19 protein-coding genes are annotated in these 24065 nt (G+C 71.3%); 8 read left to right on the top strand and 11 right to left on the bottom strand.

Going from position 1 to position 24065, the window contains the following annotated elements; all coding sequences use genetic code 11:
• Positions 1-796: 796 nt before the first annotated feature.
• Positions 797-3730 (bottom strand): BTAD domain-containing putative transcriptional regulator, encoded by a 2934-nt coding sequence (locus ACFY1P_RS26550; protein ID WP_361531122.1) that lies wholly within the window; start codon positions 3728-3730, stop codon positions 797-799.
• Between the two features lie 154 nt (positions 3731-3884).
• Between ACFY1P_RS26550 and ACFY1P_RS26555 the strand changes: the two genes are divergently transcribed.
• The 6 genes from ACFY1P_RS26555 to ACFY1P_RS26580 all read left to right on the top strand — a co-directional run bounded on the left by ACFY1P_RS26555 (position 3885) and on the right by ACFY1P_RS26580 (position 12408).
• Positions 3885-5102 (top strand): amidohydrolase family protein, encoded by a 1218-nt coding sequence (locus tag ACFY1P_RS26555; protein ID WP_361531119.1) that lies wholly within the window; start codon positions 3885-3887, stop codon positions 5100-5102.
• A 67-nt stretch (positions 5103-5169) separates the two neighbouring features.
• Entirely contained in the window at positions 5170-6081 is a 912-nt protein-coding gene (locus ACFY1P_RS26560) for a TIGR03619 family F420-dependent LLM class oxidoreductase (protein WP_390752090.1), read from the top strand.
• Between the two features lie 13 nt (positions 6082-6094).
• A complete protein-coding gene (locus ACFY1P_RS26565; RefSeq protein WP_390752053.1) occupies positions 6095-6883 on the top strand; it encodes an SDR family NAD(P)-dependent oxidoreductase in 789 nt (262 codons plus the stop codon).
• Positions 6884-6992: 109 nt separating this feature from the next.
• Complete coding sequence (locus ACFY1P_RS26570; protein ID WP_361531113.1) at positions 6993-8111, top strand: LLM class flavin-dependent oxidoreductase; 1119 nt, start codon at positions 6993-6995, stop codon at positions 8109-8111.
• Positions 8112-8884: 773 nt separating this feature from the next.
• A complete protein-coding gene (locus ACFY1P_RS26575) occupies positions 8885-10642 on the top strand; it encodes a D-aminoacylase (protein ID WP_361529916.1) in 1758 nt (585 codons plus the stop codon).
• Between the two features lie 212 nt (positions 10643-10854).
• Complete coding sequence (locus ACFY1P_RS26580; RefSeq protein WP_361529919.1) at positions 10855-12408, top strand: APC family permease; 1554 nt, start codon at positions 10855-10857, stop codon at positions 12406-12408.
• A 250-nt stretch (positions 12409-12658) separates the two neighbouring features.
• On the opposite strand, the gene efeB is transcribed toward ACFY1P_RS26580, so the two are convergent.
• The 5 genes from efeB to ACFY1P_RS26605 form a co-directional block, all read right to left on the bottom strand.
• On the bottom strand, positions 12659-13933 hold the full coding sequence (gene efeB / locus ACFY1P_RS26585; RefSeq protein ID WP_361529922.1) for an iron uptake transporter deferrochelatase/peroxidase subunit: 1275 nt from the start codon (positions 13931-13933) through the stop codon (positions 12659-12661).
• A gap of 39 nt (positions 13934-13972) precedes the next feature.
• Complete coding sequence (efeU, locus tag ACFY1P_RS26590) at positions 13973-16000, bottom strand: iron uptake transporter permease EfeU (RefSeq protein WP_390752054.1); 2028 nt, start codon at positions 15998-16000, stop codon at positions 13973-13975.
• Between the two features lie 205 nt (positions 16001-16205).
• Complete coding sequence (locus ACFY1P_RS26595; protein WP_390752055.1) at positions 16206-16427, bottom strand: DUF397 domain-containing protein; 222 nt, start codon at positions 16425-16427, stop codon at positions 16206-16208.
• The gene (locus ACFY1P_RS26600; RefSeq protein ID WP_390752056.1) at positions 16420-16659 is read right to left on the bottom strand and encodes a DUF397 domain-containing protein; all 240 of its coding nucleotides are present in this window, start codon (positions 16657-16659) and stop codon (positions 16420-16422) included. Before ACFY1P_RS26600 ends, ACFY1P_RS26595 begins: the two co-directional genes overlap by 8 nt.
• Positions 16649-17518, bottom strand: coding sequence for a helix-turn-helix domain-containing protein (locus ACFY1P_RS26605; protein ID WP_390752057.1), 870 nt, complete (start codon positions 17516-17518; stop codon positions 16649-16651). Before ACFY1P_RS26605 ends, ACFY1P_RS26600 begins: the two co-directional genes overlap by 11 nt.
• Positions 17519-17790: 272 nt before the next feature.
• Here ACFY1P_RS26605 and ACFY1P_RS26610 point away from each other — a divergent pair, with 272 nt between their 5' ends.
• Both ACFY1P_RS26610 and tgmC read left to right on the top strand, forming a co-directional pair.
• Positions 17791-18357, top strand: a complete 567-nt coding sequence (locus tag ACFY1P_RS26610) for a DUF6415 family natural product biosynthesis protein (RefSeq protein ID WP_390752058.1) — start codon at positions 17791-17793, stop codon at positions 18355-18357.
• A complete protein-coding gene (gene tgmC / locus ACFY1P_RS26615) occupies positions 18354-19526 on the top strand; it encodes an ATP-grasp peptide maturase system methyltransferase (RefSeq protein WP_390752091.1) in 1173 nt (390 codons plus the stop codon). Before ACFY1P_RS26610 ends, tgmC begins: the two co-directional genes overlap by 4 nt.
• A gap of 4 nt (positions 19527-19530) precedes the next feature.
• Here the strand turns inward: tgmC and ACFY1P_RS26620 are convergent, their stop codons facing one another.
• The 5 genes from ACFY1P_RS26620 to ACFY1P_RS26640 form a co-directional block, all read right to left on the bottom strand.
• Positions 19531-20391 (bottom strand): arylamine N-acetyltransferase, encoded by an 861-nt coding sequence (locus tag ACFY1P_RS26620; protein WP_390752059.1) that lies wholly within the window; start codon positions 20389-20391, stop codon positions 19531-19533.
• On the bottom strand, positions 20388-22103 hold the full coding sequence (locus tag ACFY1P_RS26625; protein WP_390752060.1) for an AAA family ATPase: 1716 nt from the start codon (positions 22101-22103) through the stop codon (positions 20388-20390). The genes ACFY1P_RS26620 and ACFY1P_RS26625 overlap by 4 nt, the downstream gene beginning before the upstream one ends.
• Before the next feature lie 98 nt (positions 22104-22201).
• Positions 22202-22990 carry a maleylpyruvate isomerase family mycothiol-dependent enzyme gene (locus tag ACFY1P_RS26630; protein WP_390752061.1) on the bottom strand — a complete coding sequence of 263 codons (789 nt, stop codon included), beginning with the start codon at positions 22988-22990 and terminating at the stop codon, positions 22202-22204.
• A gap of 282 nt (positions 22991-23272) precedes the next feature.
• On the bottom strand, positions 23273-23638 hold the full coding sequence (locus ACFY1P_RS26635) for a MarR family transcriptional regulator (protein ID WP_390752062.1): 366 nt from the start codon (positions 23636-23638) through the stop codon (positions 23273-23275).
• A 166-nt stretch (positions 23639-23804) separates the two neighbouring features.
• The gene (locus ACFY1P_RS26640) at positions 23805-24038 is read right to left on the bottom strand and encodes a hypothetical protein (protein WP_361529955.1); all 234 of its coding nucleotides are present in this window, start codon (positions 24036-24038) and stop codon (positions 23805-23807) included.
• Positions 24039-24065: the final 27 nt, after the last annotated feature.

Below are 24065 nucleotides of genomic sequence, written 5' to 3' on the forward strand. Positions count from 1 at the left end.
GTGGGCCGCGGGGGTGTGCGGGGGGTGTCCGGCGGATATTCCCCACCCCGCCCCTTCCCGAAACCGGGGCTCCGCCCTGGGCCCCCCGGCGGGTTCGTTGCTGCCTGGGGGTGCCCCCTCAGTGGGCGGGTTTGTTCCCCAGCCCCGCCCCTTCCCGAAACTGGGGCGCTGCCCCAGACCCCGCAACACGGCTTCGCCGCGTTGTCCTCAAACTCCCCCAGCTACCTCCCCCAGACTCCGTCCGGGGGGTGCCCCCAGAAGTGCCCCCAACGGGCTGAAAAGAAAAGCGGGCTCCGCCCCGCACCCCAGGAACAGGGGCTCCGCCCCGGACCCCGTTGTGCCCGGTGGCCGGGCAGGCGCCGGAACAGGCCGACTGCCAGGTCGGGGCCGCCCCGAGCCGTGGCCCGGCCCGGCATCCGGAAGGGGGCGCGCACCCACTCCCGAGGCCGACCACTGAGCCGCCACCCGGTTCAGGAACCAACACCCGGCCCCCGGCCCCCGGCCCGGCCACCGAGCCGGCACCCGGCCCCGGAACCGGCCGTTCCGGGTCGCGACCCCTGACGCCAAATCGCGGCCCTGCGCAGGGCCTTCGGCCCCGCCCTCGGGCCCGTTCACCGAAGCAGCGCACCGCGCCGGCGACCGCCCCGGCCCCTGCTGTCCGCCGACCGACCCCGGCCACCGAGCCGGGGCTTCGCCACCGAGCCGGGGCTCCGTCCCCGAGCCGGGGCTTCGCCACCGAGCCGGGATTCACGTCCCCGAGCCGGGACTCCGCCCCCGAACCCAGCTCCACCCCCCCCTACGCCGCCGCCACCACCCCCGCCAGCAACCCCCGTACCTCGTCCGCCTCCGAGGCCCCCAGTTGTTCGTACATGCTCAGGGCCTCCGTCCAGCAGGCGCGGGCGCGGCCCGGTTGGCCCAGGGCGTCGAGGGAGCGGCCCAGGATGGTGAGGATGTTGGCGCGGCGCCAGGCGCCGCCGATGTAGCGGAGTTTGAGGGCCTGTTCCGCGTGGTGGGCCGCGGCGGCCGGGCGGTCGGCGCCCAGGTGGACGTTGGCCATGCGGTAGTGGGTCATGCCCTCCCACAGCCGCTGGCGGTTGTCGCGGAAGATCGGCAGGGCCTCGGAGAGGCGGCTCAGCGCCTCCTCGTAGCGGCGGGCGTGGGTGAGGGCGACGCCCAGGGCGTAGAGGCCGTTGGCGATCCGCCAGGACGCGCCGATCTCGCGGTAGCGCGCGACCGCCTGCTCCGCCATCTGCACGCCCTGCGCGGTGCGGCCGGTGTCGAGGAGGACGCGCGAGAGGTTGCTGAGGGCGCTCGCCTCGCCCGGACGGTTGCCGTCGCCCCGGAAGGCGACCAGGGCCTGTTCCAGATACAGCTCCGCGTCGTCGTAGCGGTGCTGGTAGATGGCGATGATGCCGCGGATGTTCGTGGCGTGGCAGACGGGGACGACGTCGCCGCAGGCGTGCCCGAGCAGGATCGCCAGCCGGGCGTGCTCGTCGGCGGGGGCGAAGCGGCCGGCGATGCGGTCCACGTGGGCCAGGACGGTCCGGGCCCGCCCCTCCGCCCGGGTGTCGCCGGTGGCGCGGGCCGTGGTCAGCAGGGCGCTGGCGGCCTGTTCGTACTGCCGGGAGTCGGCGCCGGACTCGGCGAGGTCCTTCGCCGCCAGCAGCAGGTCGACGGCGCGCCGCAGCGTGTCGCCGCCCTCGCCCGCCTGCTGGCGCACGCAGGCGAGCAGGCAGCCGGCCTCGGCGAACAGCCAGTCGCTGGCCGCCCCGCCGTCGACGAAGGTGAGCCCGGGGTGCGTGGTGGGCGCGAGGTGGGTGAGGAGCTGGTCGCCGGGGCGCTCCAGGACGTACGCGCCCGCGGCCGTGACCAGATAGAAGTCCAGCAGCCGGGACATGGCGGCGGAGCGTTCGGCCGGTGGCTGCTCGTCGCGTTCCGCGCACGCACGCGCGTAGAGGCGGACGAGGTCGTGGAAGCGGTAGCGGCCCGGTGCGGCGGATTCGAGGAGCGAGGTGTCGACGAGCGACTCCAGGAGCTCCTCGGTGGCGTCGGCGTCGAGGTCGAGCACGGCGGAGGCGGCGGCGAGGGAGATGTCGGGGCCGTCGGCCAGGCCGAGCAGGCGGAAGGCGCGGGCCTGGGCGGGCTCCAGCTGGCCGTAGCCGAGCTCGAAGGTGGCCTTGACGGCGAGGTCGCCGGCGCGGAGCTCGTCCAGGCGGCGGCGCTCGTCGGCGAGTTTGCGGGCCAGGACGGAGACGGTCCAGGTGCGGCGGGCGGCGAGCCGGGAGGCGGCGATGCGGATGGCGAGCGGCAGGAAGCCGCAGGCGGCGACGACGTCCATCGCGGCGTCGCGCTCGGCGCCGACCCGCTCGGCCCCGACGATGCGGGTGAAGAGCACCAGCGCCTCCTCGGGGCTCATCACGTCGAGGTCGACGAGGTGGGCGCCCGCGAGGTCCACCATGCGCGAGCGGCTGGTGACCAGCGCGGCGCAGCCCTCCGTGCCCGGCAGCAGGGGGCGGATCTGGGCGGCGTCGCGGGCGTTGTCGAGCAGCGCGAGGACGCGGCGGCCGTCGAGGGTGGAGCGGAAGAGCGCGGCCCGTTCCTCGAGGCCGTCGGGGATCGCGGAGTCGGGGATGCCCAGGGCCCGCAGGAAGGAGCCCAGGACGGCCTCCGGCTCGGCGGGCACCGGCCCGGCGCCCTGGAGGTCGACGTAGAGCTGGCCGTCGGGGAAGTGGTGCCGGGCCGCGTGCGCGACGTGCACGGCCAGCGTCGTCTTGCCGACGCCGCCGATGCCCGCGACGGCGGACACGGCCATGATCCGGCCCTCGGCGGTGACCAGTTGGTCGCTGAGCTCGTCGACGAAGCCGGTGCGCCCGGTGAAGTCGGAGACCGTCGCGGGGAGCTGCGCGGGCCGGATGAACGTGGGGCCCGCGTGCGGCCGGTCGTCCGGCGTGAGGTGCAGGGTGAGGTCCGCGTCGGCCTGGAGGATGCGCTGCTGGAGCTCGGCGAGCTCGGGGCAGGGGTCGACGCCGAGCTCCTCGGCGAGGAGCTTGCGGGTGTCGGCGTAGACGGCGAGGGCCTCGGCCTGCCGGCCGCTGCGGTAGAGGGCGAGCATCAGCAGCTCGCGCAGCCGCTCGCGCAGCGGGTGGGCGGCGGTCAGGGCGGTGAGCTCGGAGACGGCCTCGGCGTGGGCGCCGACCTCCAGGTCGAGGTCGAGGCGGGTCTCGATGAGGGTGAGCCGCCACTCCTCCAGCCGGGCGCGCTGGGTCTCGGCGTACGGGCCTGGCAGATTGGCCAGCGGCTCGCCGTCCCAGACGCCGAGCGCCTCGTTGATCAGCTCGCGGGCGCGGGTGCGGTCGCCCGCGACGCGGGACTTCTCGGCCTCGGTGGCGAGGTGTTCGGCCTTGTCGATGTCGAGGCAGCCGTGCCCCACCCGGATCGCGTAGCCGCCGGACTCGCTGACCAGGGCGTCGGCGTCGGGGCCGAAGGCCTTGCGCAGCCGGGAGGCGTAGGTGCGCAGCGCGGCGAGGGCGGCGTGCGGGGGTTCCTCGCCCCACAGCGCGTCCACCAGCTCGGGCGCGGTGGCGGTGCGGCCGCCGCGCAGCAGCAGGGCGGCGAGGAGCGCCCGCTGCTGGGGCGAGCCGATGTGCAGCAGTTCCCTGCCGCGCCGGGCCCGCACGGGCCCGAGCACGGTGAAGCGCAGATGGTGCCCGTGCCCTGTGTCGCCGGCCATTGTGACCCCCTGCCTGTCCCGCTCGGTCGCACCGGCCAGTCTGCCTTGTCCGTGGCCTCTACGTCAGCAGTGGTCCGGCCTCTCCACAAGCCCTGCAAGAGACTGCCTCACCACAGTGCTGACGGATCGTCAGTTCATCGCTACCGTGTCAGCCATGGTGAGCTTCCCCAGGATCATCTCGGTGGACGACCACACGGTCGAGCCCCCGCACGTCTGGCGGAACAGGCTTCCGGCGAAGTACCACGACGTCGGACCACGTGTGGTGCGCGCGCCGGTCAGGGAAATGACCTTCACCGGGGGGCGGTTCACCCCGGTCATGGGCGGCCCCGGGGACGACGGTCCGGTGGCCGACTGGTGGATCTATGAGGATTTGCACCGTCCGCTCACGCGGCTGGATACCGCCGTCGGATACTCCAGGGACGACATCAAGCTGGAGGCCATCACCTACGAGCGGATGCGTCCGGGGTCCTACGACGTCCCGGAACGTTTGGCCGATATGGATCGCAACCATGTCCAGTCCGCGCTCTGTTTCCCCACCTTCCCGCGTTTCTGCGGACAGACCTTCACCGAGGCGAAGGACCGCACTCTCGCCCTGCTGGCCATCCGCGCCTACAACGACTGGATGGTCGAGGAGTGGTGCGGCCCGGACGCGCGCGGACGCCTGATCCCCCTGACCATCGTCCCGTTGTGGGACGCAGCCCTCGCCGCCGAGGAGGTGCGGCGCAACGCCGCACGGGGCGTGCGGGCCGTCTGTTTCTCGGAGATCCCGCCGTACCTCGGTCTGCCGTCCGTCCACACCGACGCCTGGGACCCCTTCCTGCGCGCCTGCGCGGAGACCGGCACCGTCGTCGCCATGCACATCGGCTCCTCCTCGCGCATGCCGTCCACCTCCGACGACGCGCCGCCCGCCGTCGGCTCCACCCTCACCTTCGCCAACTGCTGCTTCTCGATGGTGGACTGGCTGATGTCGGGCGCCTTCGAGCGCTTCCCCGGGCTGCGCGTGATGTACGCCGAGGGGCAGATCGGCTGGATCCCCTACATCCTGGAACGCGCGGACGCCGTGTGGTCCGAGAACCGCGGCTGGGGCGGCGTCGCCGACAAGGTCCGCCGCCCGCCCTCCGAGCTCTTCGCCGGCCACGTCCACGGCTGCTTCTTCGACGACCCGGCCGGCCTGCGCAACCTCGACGCGATCGGCACGGCGAACGTCCTTTACGAGACGGACTACCCGCACTCCGACTCGACCTGGCCGCGCTCGCGGGAGGTGGCGCGGGAGCAGATGGCACACCTCGCGGACGACGTCGTCGAGGCGATCGTCCGGGGCAACGCGATCTCCCTGCTCGGCCTGACGGAGGACGGCCTGTGGGCCGGCTGAGCACGGCCTGGGGAGGGCTGAGGTGAACGGACTGGACGTGCTGCCCGCCGGCCGGCTCGGCTACGGGATGCAGGTGCCCGTCACCTCGCTGAGCACCCTCTACGCCGAGCCCTGGGAGGTCGAGGCCGGGCCCGCCGAGCTCCGCGGCATCGCCCGCGCCGCCGACCGCCTCGGCTTCACCTACCTCGCCACCTGCGACCACGTCGCCGTCCCCGAGCGGCTCGCCGCCGCCATGGGCACCACGTGGTACGACCCGGTGGCGACCCTCGCCCACCTCGCCGCCGTCACCGAGCGGACCCTGCTGCTCAGCCACGTCTCCGTCGCCGCGCTGCGGCACCCGCTGGCCCTGGCGAAGCAGTACGCCACCGTCGACCGGCTCTCGGGCGGGCGGCTGGTCCTGGGCGTGGGCGCCGGGCACGTACCGGAGGAATTCCGGGCGCTGGGCGTGGACTTCCACCGGCGCGGCGCGATCCTGGACGAGACCGTCGACGCCCTCAAGGCGGCCCTGGGGCCGGAGGAGTTCCCCGAGTTCCACGGCTCCCGCTTCGCCTTCCGGGGCCTGGGCCAGGCCCCGCGCCCCGTCCGCACGCCGCGCCCGCCCATCTGGGTCGGCGGCTCCTCCCCGGCGGCCCTGCGCCGCGCGGCGCTGCGTGGTGACGGCTGGCTCTCGCAGGGGGACTCCCGCGAGCAACTGCCCCTGCGCGTCGCCGAACTGCGTCACCTGCGCGCCGAAGCGGGCCGCGAGGGCCCGTTCGCCATCGGCGCCATCACGGAGGCGCTCTACATCGGCACGCCGGGCTGGGACGTCGGCCCGCGCACGCTATCCGGCAGGCCGGGGACGCTGGCGGAGTCGCTGCGCGTGTACGGCTCGCTGGGGGCGGACCAGATCCAGGTCCGCTTCCGCAGCCGCGGGCCGGAGGAACTGCTGGAGCAGATGGAACGGTTCGCGTCCGAGATCGCCCCCCTGCTGGCGGAATGAGAGGCGTACGCCCATGTCCCCACTGAACGGCCGGGTCGTCCTCGTCACGGGCGCCGCGCGCGGCCAAGGCGCCGAGGAGGCCCGCCTGTTGGCCGCCGAGGGCGCGCGGGTCGTCCTCGCCGACGTGCTGGACGACGAGGGGCGGGCCGTCGCCGCGGAGATCGGCCGGGAGCGGGCCGCGTACGTCCACCTCGACGTCGGCGAGGCGGCCGGCTGGGACGGGGCCGTGGCCACCGCGAAGAGCGCCTTCGGGAAGCTCGACGGGCTCGTCAACAACGCCGGGATCCTGCGCTTCAACGAGCTGGTGAACACGCCGGAGAAGGAGTTCCTGGAGGTCGTGCGCGTCAATCAGCTCGGTACGTTCCTCGGCATGCGTGCCGCGATCCCCGAGCTCGTGGCGGCGGGTGGCGGGACGATCGTCAACACGGCCTCCTTCGCCGCGCTCGCGGGGCTTCCGTACGTCGCCTCCTACGCCGCCACCAAGGCCGCCGTCGTGGCCATGACCCGCGTCGCCGCGCTGGAGCTGGCCGACAAGGGGATCCGCGTCAACGCCGTCTGCCCCGGCGGCATCGACACCGCGATGACCAACCCCGCCCGGCTCGACCCCGCCGCGGACGCCGAACGGGCCGGGGCCGCGGCCGCGGAGCTCTACCGCGAGGTGGTGCCGATGGGGCGGATCGGGCAGCCGGCGGAGGTGGCCCGGATGGTGCTGTTCCTGACCTCCGACGCCTCCTCCTACGTCACCGGGCAGCCGTTCGTCGTGGACGGCGGGTGGCTGGCGGGAACGCGGCTGTTCTCCTGACCGGGGCCTGGTCGGCACCCTGCGAGCACGTTCCCTTGACGCTCCCTGCCGCCGATGCCACAGTCGTGGATCTGACGGTGCGTCAGAAATCTAGGGACGGTGAACCTCCGTGGAATTCGGGATCTTTGTGCAGGGTTACGTTCCCGCGAGCAGGCAGCGGACCGACCCCGAGGCCGAGCACCACGCGCTGCTGGAGGAGACCGAGTACGTCATCGAGGCGGACCGGTCCGGCTTCAAATACGCCTGGGCGTCCGAGCACCACTTCCTCGACGAGTATTCGCACCTCTCCGCCAACGACGTCTTCCTCGGCTACCTCGCGCACGCCACCGAACGCATCCACCTCGGCTCCGGGATCTTCAATCCCCTGCCCCAGGTCAATCACCCCGTCAAGGTCGCCGAGAAGGCCGCCATGCTCGACCATCTCTCCGGCGGCCGCTTCGAGTTCGGCACCGGGCGGGGTGCGGGCAGCCACGAGATCCTCGGCTTCCTGCCGGGCGTGACCGACATGGACCGCACCAAGGAGATCTGGGAGGAGACGATCGCCGAATTCCCCCGGATGTGGCTCCAGGACGAATACCCGGGCTTCCAGGGAAAGCACTGGTCACTGCCGCCCCGGAAGATCCTCCCCAAGCCGTACGGCTCCGCCCACCCTGCCATGTGGTACGCGGCCGGTTCCCCGTCGTCGTACGCCATGGCCGCGCGCAAGGGGCTCGGCGTGCTGGGGTTCAGTGTGCAGAAGGTCTCCGACATGGAGTGGGTCGTCGACTCCTACAAGTCGGCCATCAAGGAGGCGGAGCCGGTGGGGGCCTTCGTCAACGACAATGTGATGGTGACGTCCACGGCGATCTGCGCCGAGACGCACGAGGAGGCTGTGGCCACGGCGGTGAGCGGTGGGCTGCACTATCTTCAGTCTCTTCTTTTCCGCTATCACGACACGTTTCCTCGTCCCGAGGGGATCCCTCGGTGGCCGGAGCTGCTGCCGGAGTACACGGAGGAGATCATCGAGCTCTTGATCGCCGAGGAGTTGATGATCTGCGGCGATCCGGACGAGGTCTTCCGCCAGTGCAAGCGGTGGGAGCAGGCGGGGGCTGATCAGTTGTCCTTCGGGCTGCCGGTGGGGGTGCCGCGGGAGGCGACACTGCGGACGATTCGGTTGATCGGGGAGCATGTGATTCCGAAGATTGATGTGGATCCTTTGCATCGGACTGGGCGTATGCGGGGGGTTTGAGCGGTGGGGTGCGGGTGCGTTGCCGCCTGCGGCGGGCGGCCTCAAACGCCGGCCGGGCTGGGTGTGTGGTGGGTGCGCTTTCCGCTGGGTGCGGGGGCGCTTTTTGGGTGCGGGTGCGTTGCCGCCTGCGGCGGGGCGGCCTCAAACGCCGGCCGGGCTTGGGCTGTGGTGGGTGCCGGGGGTGGGGCCTCCGGGCTGGGGACCTGGAACGCGGTGCGCTTTCCGCTGGGTGCGGGTTGTGTGCGCCTGCGGCGAGCGGCCTCAAACGCCGGCCGGGCTTGGGCTGTGGTGGGTGCCGGGGGTGGGGCCTCCGGGCTGGGGACCTGGAACGCGGTGCGGGCGCCCTTACTCGTATTGGGTGCCGTGAAGTCGCACCGCGTTCCAGAACCCCACCCTCCGACCCCACCCCCTCCCCCGGGAGGGCAACATCGGGTCGTGGGGTGCGCCACGCTTTTCCTTTCGCCCGTCCGGGGCGCTCATGCCAGCCCGGGTCCGCCATGCTTTTGTCTTCAGCCCGCTGGGGGCACCTCTGGGGGCACCCCCGGACGGAGTCTGGGGGAGGTAGCTGGGGGAGGCAACGGGCGTGCAGGTTCGGGGTCTGGGGCGGAGCCCCACGGCCGCGCAGCAGACGCAGCCGGGAAGGGGCGGGGTAGGGGGAAAAAGCCCGCCGCAGTCAGGGGGCTGGGGCGCGTGCCCCAGTGCGGATAGCGGCGGGCTGTGCAACAAGCCCGCCGCCGGCGTCAGCCATCCGTCAGAGACAGAGGTGACCGACCATGCTCGACCATCTCATCCGCCGCGCCACAGTCGTAGACGGCACAGGAGCCGCCCCCTACGTCGCCGACGTAGGAATAAAGGACGGCCGTATTGCGACAATCGGCCGTCCCGGACGGGCCCTGGCCGGCCGCATAGGCGAGCGCGCGCGAACGGAGGAGGATGCGAGCGGGCTGATGCTCGCACCCGGTTTCGTGGACCCCCACACGCACTACGACGCGCAGCTCTTCTGGGACCCGTACGCCACGCCGTCCATGAGCCACGGCGTGACGACCGTCGTCGGCGGCAACTGCGGGTTCACGCTCGCGCCGCTCAACCCCTCGCGCCCCGAAGACGCCGACTACACACGGCGGATGATGAGCAAGGTCGAAGGGATGCCGCTCACCGCGCTGGAGCAGGGCGCGCCCTGGAGCTGGTCGTCGTTCGGGGATTATCTGGACGCGCTTGAGGGGCGTATCGCGGTCAACGCCGGGTTCATGCTGGGGCATTGCGCGCTGCGGCGCTATGTGATGGGGCCCGAGGCCGTCGGCGGGGTGCCGGACGGGAAGCAGTTGGAGCGGATGACCGCGGTTCTCCATGACGCCATGGAAGCGGGGGCCTGGGGGCTGTCCACCACGCGCTCGACCACCCACTCCGACGGGGACGGCAGGCCCGTCGCCTCGCGGCACGCGCGGCCCGACGAGCTGATCGCGTTCGCGCGGGCCGTCGGTGAGCACGAGGGCACCCAGCTGGAGGCCATCGTCACCGGCTGCCTCGACCGTTTCTCGGACGACGAGACCGATCTGCTGGTGGAGCTCACGGCCACCGCCGGGCGGCCGCTGAACTGGAACGTCCTCACCGTCGACGCCGCCGTTCCCGCCCGCGTGCCCCGGCAGCTCGCCGCGAGTGAGCGGGCCCGGGGCGCGGGCGGCCGGATCGTCGCGCTCACGATGCCGATCCTCACGCCGATGAACATGTCCCTGGGCACCTTCTGCGCGCTCAACCTGCTGCCCGGCTGGGGCGAGGTCCTCGCCCTGCCGGTGCCGCGCCGCATCGCCGAACTGCGCAAGGCGGACGTACGGGCCCAGCTGCTGCGCCGGGCGCGGAGCGAGGAGGCCGGGGTATTCCGGCGGCTGGCCGACTTCGGGCGGTACGTCATCGGGGACACGTACGCGCGGGAGAACGACGGCCTCACCGGCCGCGTCGTCCGCGACATCGCCGCCGAGCGCGGTCTGGACCCCTTCGCCTGCCTGGTGGAGATCTGCGCGGCCGACGGGCTGCGTACGGTCCTGTGGCCCATGCCCACCGACGACGACCCCGACAGCTGGGAGCTGCGCCGCCGCACCTGGGAGCACGAGGACGTGCTGCTCGGCGGCTCGGACGCCGGGGCGCACCTGGACCGCATGTGCGGAGCCCCGTACACGACGCGCTTCCTCGGTGACTGCCTGCGCGGCCGGAAGCTGGTGCCGCTGCCGGCGGCCGTACGGATGCTCACGGACGATCCGGCGCGGCTCTTCGGGCTCCGCGGCCGGGGCCGGGTCGCGGAGGGGTGGTGCGCCGACCTCGTCCTCTTCGACCCCGAGCGCGTCGACGCGGGCCCGGCCACGCTCGTCCACGACCTGCCCGGCGACGGGCCGCGGCTGGACGCGCGGGCCGTGGGGGTGGTGAGCGTGCGGGTCAACGGCGTGGAGACCGTGCGGCACGACGTGGTGACGGGGAAGGTGCCCGGGAGGGTGCTGCGGTCGGGGCGGGACACGGAGACGGTGGCCACGAAGGGCTGAGCGCGGGAAATTTTTGAAACGGGACAAATCGTGCACTGCTGCGGTTATCGCAGGGCGGCCGGGAGGGGGTTACTCCTTGGTGTTACCTGGCGTAATGACCAGGCCGCCTTTTAAAGCCAGGTCAACTGCCCCTAAGGCGGCCCCTATTCAAGGGGGCGCCGCTGGATTGCGAGGCTCCGGTTGCGGAAACAGCAGCACTTAACGTCCTGTTCATGGTTCAGACAGCCCCACGGCCCAGGGCCGGAGACACGGTAACGAGCGTCGGCGACCGGCGCGCCAAGGGTCTCAGCGGGAATTCCGTCGGGCTGCTCGGCAGCGCCGTCATCGGGATCTCCACGGTCGCCCCCGTCTACTGTCTGACCTCGACGCTCGGCCCGACCGTCGGCCAGGTCGGCGTGCAGATGCCCGCCGTCTTCCTCGCCGGCTTCCTGCCGATGCTGCTGGTCGCCTTCGCCTATCGCGAGCTCAACAAGGCCGTGCCCGACTGCGGCACGTCCTTCACCTGGACCGTGCAGGCCTTCGGTCCCCGGATCGGCTGGATGTGCGGCTGGGGCCTCGTCATCGCGACGATCATCGTGCTGTCCAACCTCGCGGGCGTCGCGACCTCGTTCTTCTATCTCCTCCTCGGGCAGATCACCGGCAGCGGCACCGTCGCCGGCCTCGACGGCAACCGGCCCGTCCACGTCCTGACGTGTCTGGCCTTCATCGCCGTCGCGACCGCCGTCAGCTATCGCGGGATGACGGCCACCAAGGGTGTGCAGTACGCGCTCGTCGGCCTCCAACTCGCCGTGCTCGCCGCCTTCGTGACCATGGCGCTCGTCAAGGCCCGCACCGGCGGCCTGCCCGGCTCCATCGCCTTCTCGTGGAGCTGGCTCAACCCCTTCGCCGTCGAGTCCTTCGCGGCGTTCACCGCCGGGCTCTCGCTCTCGATCTTCATGTTCTGGGGCTGGGACGCGTGCCTCACGGTCAACGAGGAGACCCAGGGCAGCGCGAAGACACCCGGCCGTGCCGCGCTCATCTCCATGGCCGTCCTGGTCGGCTCGTATCTGCTGACCGCCGTCGCCGCCCAGATGTTCGCGGGCGTGGGCACCGAGGGCACGGGCCTGGGCAACCCCGGCACCGCCGACAACGTCTTCGCCGCCCTCGCCGACCCCGTGCTCGGCACGGCGCTGGGCGTGCTGCTCTTCGTGGCGGTGCTCGCCTCGGCGGCCGCCAGCCTCCAGACGACGTTCCTGCCCGTGGCCCGCACGGTCCTGGCCATGAGTACGTACCAGGCCCTGCCGCCGTCCTTCGCCCGCGTCCACCCGCGCTTCAAGTCGCCCGGCCGCGCGACCGTCGCCGCCGGGACCGCCACCGGCGCCTTCTACGCCGTCATGAGCTTCCTCAGCGAGAACGTCCTCATCGACACCATCTACGCCCTCGGCCTCATGATCTGCTTCTACTACTCGATCACGGCCTTCGCCTGCGCCTGGTACTTCCGCCGCGAGCTCGGCCGCTCGCCGCGCGACGCGCTCTTCAAGGGCGTCTTCCCCCTGCTGGGCGGCGTGCTGCTGGCGGCCGTCTTCGGCAAGACGCTCTACGACATGTGGAACCCGGCGTACGGCAGCGGCAGTTCGGTCATGGGAGTAGGGTCGGTGTTCGTGATCGGCGTGGGCCTGCTGCTGCTCGGTGTGGTGCTGATGCTGGTGATGCGGCGCAGGAGCCCGGCGTTCTTCCGCGGCGAGGTGCTGACGCGGTCGACGCCGGCGCTGGTGGTGGAGGACTAGACCGATCCCGGCGGACCTCGCGAGTGGACTGCGGGTTGTGCTGTCCCCGTACCACCGCTGCGCGGCGGTGTCCTCAAACGCCGGACGGGCTTGATGTGGCTGATGCGGTCGCACAATTCAGCCCATGGGGCGCACCCCGGACGAAGGCTGGGGCGCTCGAGGACGCGGCCGACCGCAGGACGCTCCCGCCGCAGGCGGCAACGGACCCGCAGTCGGGCAACGGTCCGAGGCCACCTGGCAGCCCTGGGCGTCAGCCCTCCAGCAGCGCCCTGCCCAGCCAGTCCCGGGAGTCCCTGACGCCCGGCAGCGCGAAGAAGTAGCCGCCGCCGGTCGGCGAGATGTAGTCGACGAGCGGCTCGTCGATCAGCCGCTCCTGCGTGGCCTCGAACTGCCGCTTCACGTCCTGCTGGTAGGAGCAGAAGGCCAGGCCCATGTCGAGGTTCCCGACGGCGTCGATGCCCCGGTCGTAGTTGTAACCGCGCCGCAGGATGCGGGAGTCGTCGGACTTCGCCGTGCGGGGGTTGGCCATGCGGATGTGGGCGGTGAGCGGAATGGCCTCGCCCTTGGGGTCCTTGGCGTAGTTGGGGCTGTCCGTCTCCTTCGCCCCGTCCAGCGGCGCGCCCGTGTCCTTGCGGCGGCCGAACATCTTCTCCTGCTCGGTGAGCGAGACCCGGTCCCAGAACTCCACGAGCATCCGGATGATCCGGATCACCTGATAGCTGCCGCCCACGGCCCAGGCGGGCTCCCCGAGCTGGTCCGTCACCCACACCAGACGGCTCATCTCGCGCGAGGAATCCGTGTCCGGATTGGCGATGCCGTCCTTGAAGCCGAGCAGGTTGCGCTGCGCGCCGGTCGGGCGCGGCGCGTTCTGGAAGCCGTCGATGCGCCACTTGACCTGCATCGCGCCACGCGTGTGCCGGGCGATGTCACGCAGGGCGTGCAGCACGACGTCCTGCCGGGCCGCGCATATCTGGAGTGACAGGTCGCCGTGGCACTCCGCCGCGCGCAGATTGTCGTTGGGGAAGGTGCGCATCGGCGTCAGGCGGCGCGGCTTGGCGGCGGCGAGCCCGAAGCGCCCGTCGAAGAGCGACGCGCCGACGCCGAGGGTGACGGTGAGGTCGTCGGCGGGGACGGTCGGGCCGAGGATCCCGCTGTCGGAGGGCGGCGCGCCGACGCCGAGGTCGGCGGGGGCGCCGCCCGCGGTCAGGAAGCGGGCCCGCTCGGTGATCGTCCTGAACAGGCCGGCGAGGTCCTTGCGGTTCTCGCCGATCACGTCGAAGGATATGAAGGCGGCGGCCGCGGGCTGCGGGGTGGTGATGCCCGCCTGGTGCACGCCGTGGAATTCCGTCTTCCCCGGCGCCTCGCTGTCGGCGGCCCGCGCCGGCTGCGCGCCGACGGTCTGGCCGAGGGCGAAGCCGCCACCGGCGAGGGCGACGCCGGCCGCGCCCGTCCCCAGCGCCGTCTTGACGAAGCCGCGGCGGCCGGGGCCGGGGCAGCCCTGCGGGCGGGCGGAGTCGGCGGTCATGTGCGGTTTCCCTTCGGGGCGGTCGGCGGTGGGCACGGTTCAGCCGGCCTTGCGGATCTCAAGGAGGTCGGGGATCGGGGCGAGATCCTCCAGTAGCTGCCCCGTCGCCCCGTTCAGCCGGGCCCGGTCGCCCGCGTCGAGCTTGTCGACCGGCGTCCACCGGTCGTCATGGTGCGCGGCGTCCAGCAGCTTCTGCACGCGGGCGATATCGGCGTCCACCGTGGGGAGCAGCTTGGTGTCGCGGGCGGTGAGCAGCGGGCGCAGGACGTCCAGGAGTTCACGGGTGCCCGCGAGGTTGGCGTCGGCGGTGGCCAGCGTCGTGCCGCTGCCCTGGTCGGCGTCGCCGGTCAGCTCGAACTGGAGCGTGTTCTCCAGGATCTCGTGCGTGCGCAGCGGCAGGTCGCCGGGGTCGAAGTCCTGGTCCGGGAACGCCTTGCGCAGACCGTCCGTGTCCTTGGCGAGCTGCTGCGCCGGGCCGCGCAGGTCGTCGGCCGACTGCCCGTGCCACAGGCCGTATTCGAGCCGGTGGAAGCCGGTGAAGTCCTTGTCCTTGACGCCGTCGGCGAGCCCGGCGGTCCGCCCGTTGATCTTCTTGTCGAAGTCCTGGAAGGTGCCGTAGGCCGCTCCGAGGGAGGAGTACGAGAGGTGGGCGGTCAGCCAGTCCTTGCGGGCGGCGTCGAGGTCGCCGCTCTCGATGTCCTGGTCGAGCCTGCCGGTCTGGTCGGTGAGGGTGGCCAGGCCCTTGTCCACGTACTCCTTGTACGTGGCCAGCGGCGCGGCCAGGTCCTTCTCGGAGACCGGCACGACGGCCTTGGCGGCGGCGCCGTTGACGCGTACGGGCGTGGAGGTGACCGTCTTCCCGCCGGTCGGGACGCAGCGCCAGGCGTACTCCCCGCCGCCGACGGTGGCGACCAGCTCGCGGGTGGTGCCGGGGGCCAGGCCCTCGATCTCGCCGTGGACCGCGTTCGTCGACGGCTCGACGAGATAGACCTCGGAGACCTTGTCGCCGGTGTTGTGCATCTGGAACGTCCGGCGGCCGGGCTCGGGGGCGGTGAAGCCCTTGCCGCAGTCCTTCTCGGAGACGGCGACGGTCTGGTCACCGGCCGGCTTGGAGCCGCTGAAGGCGACGACGGCACCGGCGACGACCGCGGGCACGGCCACGACGGCGGCCGGAACGACCCAGGCGGGGCGGCTGCTGGGTGCCTTCTCGGTCTTCTCGGCCTTCTCCGCCTTCGGGCTTTCCGCCTTGGCCGGCTTCGTGCGGACGCCGCGTACGAAGAGGGTCATCACCACAGTCAGGTAGGCGACGTAGGCGATCACCTGGAGCCAGGTCATGGACGGCGTCAGGTTGAGAACGCCCTGCGCGAGCGTGCCGTACCAGGAACCGGCGTCGATGCTCTGGCTCAGGTCGAACGCGAACGCGCTCTTCCCGGGCAGCACGCCGCCCTCCTGAAGATCACGCAGTCCGTACCCGAGCACGCCCGCCGCGATGACGACGAGGACGATGCCGGTGGCGGTGAAGAACTTCGTGAGGTTGATCTTCAGTACGCGCCGGTAGAGCCCCCAGCAGAGCGCCGCCGCGATGACGAGCCCGGCACCGGCGCCGGTCATCGGCCCCGCGGACTCACCGGCGGCGCGCGCCGTCGTCCACAGGAACAGCGCCGTCTCCAGCCCCTCCCGGCCGACGGCCAGGAACGAGGTGATGATCAGCATCCCCGTGCCCATGGCGAGCGCGCTGGTGACCTTCTCCCGGATCTCCCCGGAGAGGTTGCGGGCCGAGCGCCGCATCCAGAACACCATCGCGGTGACGAAGGCGACCGCGATGACACTGAGCGTGCCGCCGAACGCTTCCTGCGCGGTGGCCGAAAGCGTGGCGGCGGTGAACGTGAGCACGGCCCCGAAGCTCAGCGACAGGGCTATCGCGCCCAGCACTCCCGTCCACACCTGGGGCAGCCGCGATTTCGCGCCTGCCCGCACGAGCGTGGCGACGAGCACGGAAACGATGAGCCCGGCTTCGAGCCCTTCCCTGAGCCCGATCAGAAAACTGGGAAACGCGTCGTCCCACATGGGCGTCCTCCCCGGCACGACGCCGGCTGGTCTCTCGGCCGGGGCAGCGGAGGCGTCGGCGACGCGACCGTGATGGCACTTTGGTTAGCGAAGCCAAACCTTAGTGGGGGGTGCGGGGATGAATGTCAAGGGTGCGGTCAATAGATGGTTCTGGTCTGGTAATCCGCTTGACGAATGGGTAATGGGCGTGAGAGATCGCTTCCGGTCAGAGGGGGCCCAGCCGGCCGGTCCTCAGGCTGTGTATGAACGTGGCCCAGGTGTCGGTGGGGACGAGTGCGGTGGGGCCGGTTTGTTGTTTGGAGTCGCGGATGGCGACGTACTCGCGGAGTGCGGCGATCGATACGCATCCCCCGCCCCCGTTGTCGCCACTGTAGGAAGACGTGACCCAGGCGTGGTCGCGCGGAGCGGCCGGGCGAGCGTCAGACACGGCCGAGCCCGGGCCGCCCGGTCCGGACCCCGGTGATGAATGAGGACCAAGCCCCGGTCGGTACGACCAGGGCGGCGCCGTTTCGTTGTTTCGAGTCGCGGATGGCGACGTCCTCCGGGAGCGCGGCGATCGATACGCAGCCGCCGCCGTTGTCTTGACCGCTGTACGAGGACTTGAACCAGGAGTTCTCGTCAGCCACTTCGAGGGCCGTCAGGCAGGCGTTAGTGGTCATCGATCTCTCTTGTCAGTCGGTGCAGAAACTCAGGCGTTTGGGCCGGGGCCAGAGCTCCGTCGCGCATCGCGTCGAACCTCCGGTCGTACTTCCAGACCTCGCGCTTCCTGTCGGACACGGTCATGACCGCAGACCCCTCTTCCATGACAACGGGATCGAGGTTGTGATCGAAATCCAGCAGAACGAAGTTCGCGCTCGCACGGAAGGTGTTGAGAGCCAGCGGGAGGATCTGCACTGTCACATGATCCAGCTCGGCGACCCGCTCGATCTCCGCGTACTGCTCACGCATGATCTCTGGATCGCCGATCATTCGGCGCAGAGCTGCTTCGTCCAGGATCACGCGCAGTTCGACGGGATCCTCTCCGGTCAGGATGGCCTTGCGCTCCATGCGCAGCGCCACGGATTTGTCGACGAATTCGCTCGTCCTCTCCTCCACGTGCTTCGCCGTCATGAACAGGGCTCGTGCGTACGCCTCGGTCTGCAGAAGACCGAAGATCACCTGAGAGTTCCAGGCGCGCATCGTGCGAGCGTCGGCCTCCAGTCCGACGTACATCGTCGTGCCCGATGGCATCACGTTCTGGTACGGCCTGTACCAGTCCTTGCTGAGCGAGTCCCGGTGGAGCGTGAGCAGCAGTTCGCGGTCGACCTGGTCGGTGACGCCGTACAGGTCGAGCAGGTCCGTCAGGTCGCGGACGCGTGGTAGCTGGTTCTGTCCCGTCTCGACCCGGTTGAGCTTTGTCTCGGAGCCCTCGATGTGAGCTGCCGCGTCCTTCACGCTGATCCCGTGCTTCTCGCGCAGGCGCCGGAGCTCTTTGCCGAGTTCTCGCCTTCTGAACGTCGGACCGCGTCGTGCTGCCACCCTTGAGCCCTCCTGGTGCTGTTCCCCGTCAGCGGGTGTCTGTACCCCGACGGCGCGTTCCTGTTGGTTCCCACAGGGGCCGTGTTGGTACTCCTGGCCGCCCTGTTGGCAGTCTTCCACCCCCTGCATCCCCTCGGACAACCTTTGCCTGAGGTTTGTCATATGCCAATGTGAGCGGCGTTTTGCTGGAGCGGTTGCTAATCAAGTCGCCGGTGCGGAAGCCTGATTGAAGCGTCGGCAAACCACCCAATCGCTCTCCAAGGAGCACAGCCATGCCCCCGTTCCCCCACACCAGCCACCTCGGCGAAAAGCCCATCCGCTCCGACGAGTCCGTCATCGAGGACGTGATCCGCGAAGCCAACGCCATGGACCGCCTCCTCGCACCCCCAGGCCGGCTGACGTGGCTGACCGCTCGCCTTCGCCGTTTCATCGGCGCCACCGCCGACGCCGTCGAGGCCACTGCGAGCGCCCGGCCCGCCGGAGACCCCGTACGGCTGGAGGCCCTCACGGTCGTGCGGGAAGCCCGCTACCGGCTGCGGCTCGGGCCGGGCGACGGATACGTATCCGCGATCGCCTGCGTCAGAAGCCTCGGCCGAGCCGCCGAAGCCCTCCGCCACGAGCAGCGCCGCCTGCGCCGCGGCCTCGTCCCGGTGGCGGGCTCCTCAGGGCCGGGCGTCATCGCCCTGGGAGACTCGGAACCCTGCCCCGCGTGCCACGAACTCGTCGAACAGCGCTACGAGTTGGAGGTCAAACGAGACTGGCTCGGTGCGCGCGAAGTGAATACCCGCCTCGCCGGGCACCGAACGGCTGCGCACGGTGAAGCACCGCTGGCAATCTGAGCGATGGCAAGGCCCTCCACCGCCGCGCGCTCGCCGACCGGCTGGAGGCGAGCGGTGACCTGTCCCATTCCGCGTGGCGGGCGTCGGTCGAGGCCGTGCCTCGGGAGCTGTTCCTGCGGCCCGGGGTCTTCCTGCCTACTGATGACGGTCATTGGAGGCCGGTCACCGCGCTCGGGGCCGACCCCAAGGAGTGGGTGGAGATCGCCTACAGCGACCAGTCGCTGGTCACCCAGCTCGACGGCCTCCTCACTGCCGATCAGGCCGACGAGACCGTCCGCGGCTTCCCGACGTCTTCCTCCGCGATCCCGGCAACCGTGATCGGCATGATCGAGGCGCTGGGCGTCGAGGACGGCCACTCCGTACTGGAGGTCGGTACCGGGACCGGCTACTCGACGGCGCTGATGTGTCACCGGCTCGGCGAGGACAACGTCACCAGCGTCGAGGTGGACCCCGATGTCGCGGCCCGGGCGGACGCCGCACTGGAGACGGCCGGATATTCGACCTGGACGGTCGTCGGGGACGGGCTCCTCGGTCACTCCTGGCGGGCGCCGTACGACCGCGTGATCGCCACCTGCGCGGTCCGCCGGATCCCCTACGCGTGGGTCCGCCAGACCAAGCCCGGCGGCATCATCCTGGCCACTGTCGGCTCCTGGTCGTACGGGACCGGGCTGGCCAAGCTCACCGTGCGGGGAGACGGCACGGCCGAGGGCCGGATCACCGGCCCTTCGTCGTTCATGCCGGCCCGTTCGCAGGCCGTCGTACCGCACGTGGGCGATCTGACGGCCCGGACCGCGGACGCGGACAGCGAGCGCGCCACCTCCGTGAGCCCGCGGCTGCTGGAGGAGTGGATGCCCGCCTTCCTCGCCCAGCTCGCCGCTCCAGGCGCCCAGTTGATCCGCCTCGTCCCGGACGATGACGCCGAGAAGGTGTACCTTTTCGACACCGAGCGCGAGTCCTTCGCGGAGCTCACGTCGCACGGTGACGACTGGACGGTCCGGCAGGGCGGCCCGGTGGCCCTCTGGGACGACATCGAGAGCGCGCTCGCGACCTGGCAGGATGCCGGCCGTCCGGAGATCGACTCAGTGCGACTGCACGTCACCATGCAGGCGCACACCTATGAGATCGGCGGGAACCCGCACCTGCGCTGGGAGCACAGCCTGACCCTTTGAGGCATCAAGTCAGCTTCGACACCAGCAACGCCGCATCATCCACCGGTAGTTCCACCCCGAAGACATCCGCCAGAACCTTCGGCACCTCATGCCGCTCCAGCTCCCGCGTCTCCGGTCGCACCCCCGGACGGGTCGTCGTCAGTGTGCGGTTGTCCAGCATGTGCCGCCGGTCCGGGTGGATGCGCTGCGCCACGAGGCGGTCGCTGAAGGGGGATTGCGGGCTGCTCGCGCCGTAGTGGTTCGTCACCCGCAAGTCGATGGGGTACTGCGGGTCGAGCGTGAACGTGTGCCGGACCAGCCACCCGTCGCCCTCGTCCGTGGGCTGGTAGAGCGCCCACCCGTCCGCACCGGGCGTGACCTCCTCGCGGCGCAGCCGGTACGCCCACACACCGTCGGTCGTGTCCGTCGCGTCGGTCAGCTCGATGGGCTCCAGCGGGCTCGCGCCGAAGCCGATGTCGCTGAGCCAGCGCTTGCCTTCCAGCTCCACGACGACCATGGCGTGCGTCGCCGGCCTGATGCTGGTCGCGCCCATCTGGACGCGGCCCTGGATCGCGGAGAACCGGAAGCCGAGGCGCTCCAGGGCCGCCGCGTAGAGGGTGACGTGCTCGAAGCAGGTGCCGCCCAGCGGGCTGCCGATCAGCCTGGCCTGGACCGAAGTCAGGTCGAGCGAACGGCTCTTGCGGAGCACCGCCTCCACGTTCTCCCACCGCACGGAGAGGACGTGCGCCCGGTGCAGCGCGCGCAGCGTCGCGAGGGTGGGCGCGCGGTCGCCATCGTGGCCGAGGTGCGCCAGATAGGCGTCGAGGTCGAGTGCGTCGCCGTTCCACATGCGGTGGGTCTCCTTGTGCCGTCGCGTCGTACTCATGGTGCCTCCCGGGCCGTCGTCAGGAGCTCGTCGGCGGCGGTGAGGATGTCCGGTGCCGTCACGGTGACGAGGTCCTGGCGGGTCGGTCCGGCCCCCTGCCGGCTGGCCGCCGAGAGCCGGAGGTCGCGCTGGGCGGTGGCCTTCTGGCAGAGGTTGCGGATGAAACGCCCGTTGCCGAGGGTGTCGACCCTGTCGGCCGCGCGCTTCAGGGTCTCGTCGAGCGCGTCGGCCGCCTCCGGGGAGAGTTCGTCACCGCTCCCGGAAAGGATCGTCCCGGCTATCCGGCGCAGCTCGTCGGGGGTGTACGAGGGGAAGTCGACGCGGGTGGTGAAGCGCGACCGCAGGCCGGGGTTGGTGGCGAGCAGCTGCTCCATCTCCTCGCGGTAGCCGGCCAGGACCACCACCAGGCGGTCGCGGTCGTCCTCGGCGCGCTTCAGCAGCACCTGCACGGCCTCTGCCCCGAAGGCGTCACCGCCGGAGTAGCCGGTGTTGTGGAGGGCGTACGCCTCGTCGATGAACAGCACGCCGTCCATCGCCCTGTCGATGACCTCCGTGGTCTTCAGGGCGGTGGATCCGAGGTGCTGGCCGACGAGGTCGACGCGTTGGGCCTCCACGACGTGCCCGCTCTCCAGCAGGCCGAGCCCGGCGAAAATCTTTCCCACGATGCGGGCGACGGTGGTCTTGCCCGTGCCGGGAGGCCCCGCGAAGACGAAGTGCTGGGACTGCTGCCGGGAAGGGAGCCCCTCCTTCTCGCGCAGCATCGCCATCTCCAACTGGGCGATGAGCGTGCGCACTTGCTGCTTGACCGACTCCAGGCCGATCATGCCGTCGAGTTCGGCACGGGCCTCCGCCAGCATGTCGGCGCGTTCCTCGTCCGGCGAGCGGTCCGCCGCCGTGGCGGGTGCCGGCTCCGGCGCGGTGGCGGCGGCCGGGGCGGGCGCCGTGACGACAGCCGGTCCTGCGGGGGCCGCCTTGGCCCGTTCGGCCACGTCGTAGAGCCCGGGCCAATAGCGGAACGCGTACTGGTAATTCTTGAGAGCCGCTTCGTGCGCCCCCAGACCCTCGTGGGCCCGGCCCCGCCAGTACGCCGCCTCGGCGTCGAACTGGCTGCCCTTCTGCACGGCCTGGGGCAGGGGCGCGAGGGTGTTCAGCGCCTCGTGCCAGACGTTCTGCCGGATGAGCGCCTGCGCGACGTAGAGCTGGCTCTCGTCGCGGAGGAAGGAGTCCTGGATCGCGGGGGAGAAGGTCAGCACCTTCTGCCAGTCCTGCTTGAGGTAGGCATAGCGCGTACAGACGAAACGGGTCTCGTCGCAGTCGAGGTACGCCTCCGACAGCGCCGCCCACGCAGCGTCGAGGGAGCCCGCGTCCAGGAGTGCCGTCTGCGTCGCCAGCCAGAGGTCCCGCGGGGTCTCCAGGCGGAAGGTGACGAACTCGCCGATCTGGAAGCGTGACTTCAGCGGGCTCTGGTATTTCGTGCGCAGGGCCCCGAACGACGCCGAGTGGTACGCCATCGCGCCCAGCGCCTCTTCCTTGCGCTCACCCGCCGCGTGCAGGCCGAGCCAGGCATCGGCCGCCGAGGGGTCCTCCCGGACCGCCTGTCCGAAGAGCCCGGCGGCTTGCGCGGTGGCCCCCTGCCTCAGCAGATTGACGCCTTGCAGCCAGGAGCGCTCGGCACGCTTCGTCGCGAGCCGGTTCATGATTCCGCCCGACACGTCTGTCCTCCCCGGAAGTCGTCCCGCGGAGGCCTGGGATCACACGCGGGGTTCGATGCTACGGGGTGGGCGACGGAGGCCCTGGGGCCCCGGCATGGTCAGCCGAAACCGACGCGTTCCAGCCAGAAGTCGAGCAGGCTCGCGTCGCCGAGGATCTCCACACCTTCGGTGTGGGCGGGCCGGCGCTTGTAGACGATCAGCAGGAGGTCGGTCAGCGGGGCGCGTACGGCGACCGCTGCCTTCTCGTGCGCCCGGCGCCAGGTGATGGCGTCGCCGGTGAGGTCGACCAGCCACTCGGCCGCCGCCTCCGGTGCGGTGTCGGTGGCATGCAGGTGGATCGTCCGGCCCGGGCCGAGCAACTCGCGCATCCACGGGTGCACCTCGAAGTGCATGGGCAGTGAGCCGAGTTCCATCCACTCGTCGAGGGCGTCGAGGGCGACTTCCTCGGCGATGCCGAACTCCGCGCCGAGGGCCAGGATCGCGTCGGCCCGGTGGACGGCCGTCTCGTGCGTGAAGCGGCGCGCGTAGAAGGCCGCGTTCCCGCCGGGGACCGGAGTCCACACGCGCGCGTCCGGCCCGGCGTCGCGCAGTGCCCCGACCAGGTGCTCGGCTCCTTCCACGAGCCACGGCCCGACCACGGCGGGGTCCTCGCGGGTGTAGGCGGACAGGTCTCTGAAGTCCCCGTCGGGCACCGCCTCGCCGGCCCGTGTCCGCACGACCGCCTCGGCCCACCGGTGCGCACCACCGAGATGCCGCACGAGCTGCCCGACGTTCCACCCGGGACACGACGGCACCGGAGTGGTCAGGTCCGCGCCTTCGAGACGGGACCTCAGCAGGCGTGCCTGCGTGAGGATCTCGGTGCACAGGCGCTCGTGGCTGAGGGGCATGCGGGCAGGCTAGTCCCGCCGTGCCCCGGCCGCGAAGGAGCCGCGCTGCCCCCGACCGGGCCCGCGGCTGGTGGGTCCGGGCGGGGGTGGCTCGGCTGCTGCCTTCGTCTTCACCGCTCGGATCATCCGAGAAACGCCAACCACTCGAAAGGGGCCTGCGTGATGGGTCGGTGGCGGCAGCCGCGGGACGCGGTCAGCCTGTGGATCAGGTACTGCCTGGGCGCTCCGCCGGAAGTCCCGTGCGTCAGCCGCGGGTGGTTCGCGGCCGGCCGCCGAGCCCGCTCAGTGGTGCCACGCCTTGCCGCCCACGGTGTGGATCATCCGCTGGAGCACCTTGAGGGTGGAGACGTACTCCTCGTCCGTGATGCCGTCGTGGGTGCGGTCATGCGCGGCCCTCTGCCAGGCTGTGCACAGGGCGAGGACCCTTTCGCCCTCGCCGGTCAGGGCGATGCGGTTCCCCTCGCCGAGTGTGATCAGTCCCCGGTCGAGCAGGTCGTCGATCTCCGCGTCGAGGTCGTCGCCCGGCATGACGTAGTGGAGCAGCACCGACGTCGCTTCCTCTCGGGTCTCGCCGTTGCGGTTGAGCACCCACCACTGCGGCTGCGATATCCCGTACTGCGCGAGTCCGGCGCGGATGTTCCCGACCACGGCACGGCCGGCCGCGGTGGCTCAGTAGCCGATCGGCTGCTTGGCCAGTTCGGCGTCGCTGTGCGAAAACTCCATGGTGTCGCCCTCCCCGTTGTGGATCTTTGCTGGTGAGGACGAACGTAGGACCTCAAGCGAACTTGAGGTCAAGCGCCGGTGACCGCCCCGCTCAGCTCCTCACGCAACTCGCCGCCGCGTGGGTGAAGTGGGCGGTGGCGAGGTCGGTCTCGCACGCGTGCGGGAGGTTGCTGAGGATCTGGAGGTTCTGGCCCGAGATCATTCCGGCCGCTCCGCTGTCCCGGCCCGGGGCGCCGTCGCCGGCGCGCGCGGTGCCGGCGCCGGTGAGCAGTACCGCGGCGGTCAGGACACCGGCGGTGACGGGCTTACGGATGTGAGCGCGCATGAAACGCCTCCTCCTCGTGATGGGTGA

The sequence above is a fragment of the Streptomyces sp. NPDC001407 genome, from assembly GCF_042895325.1.
GTDB lineage: Bacteria > Actinomycetota > Actinomycetes > Streptomycetales > Streptomycetaceae > Streptomyces.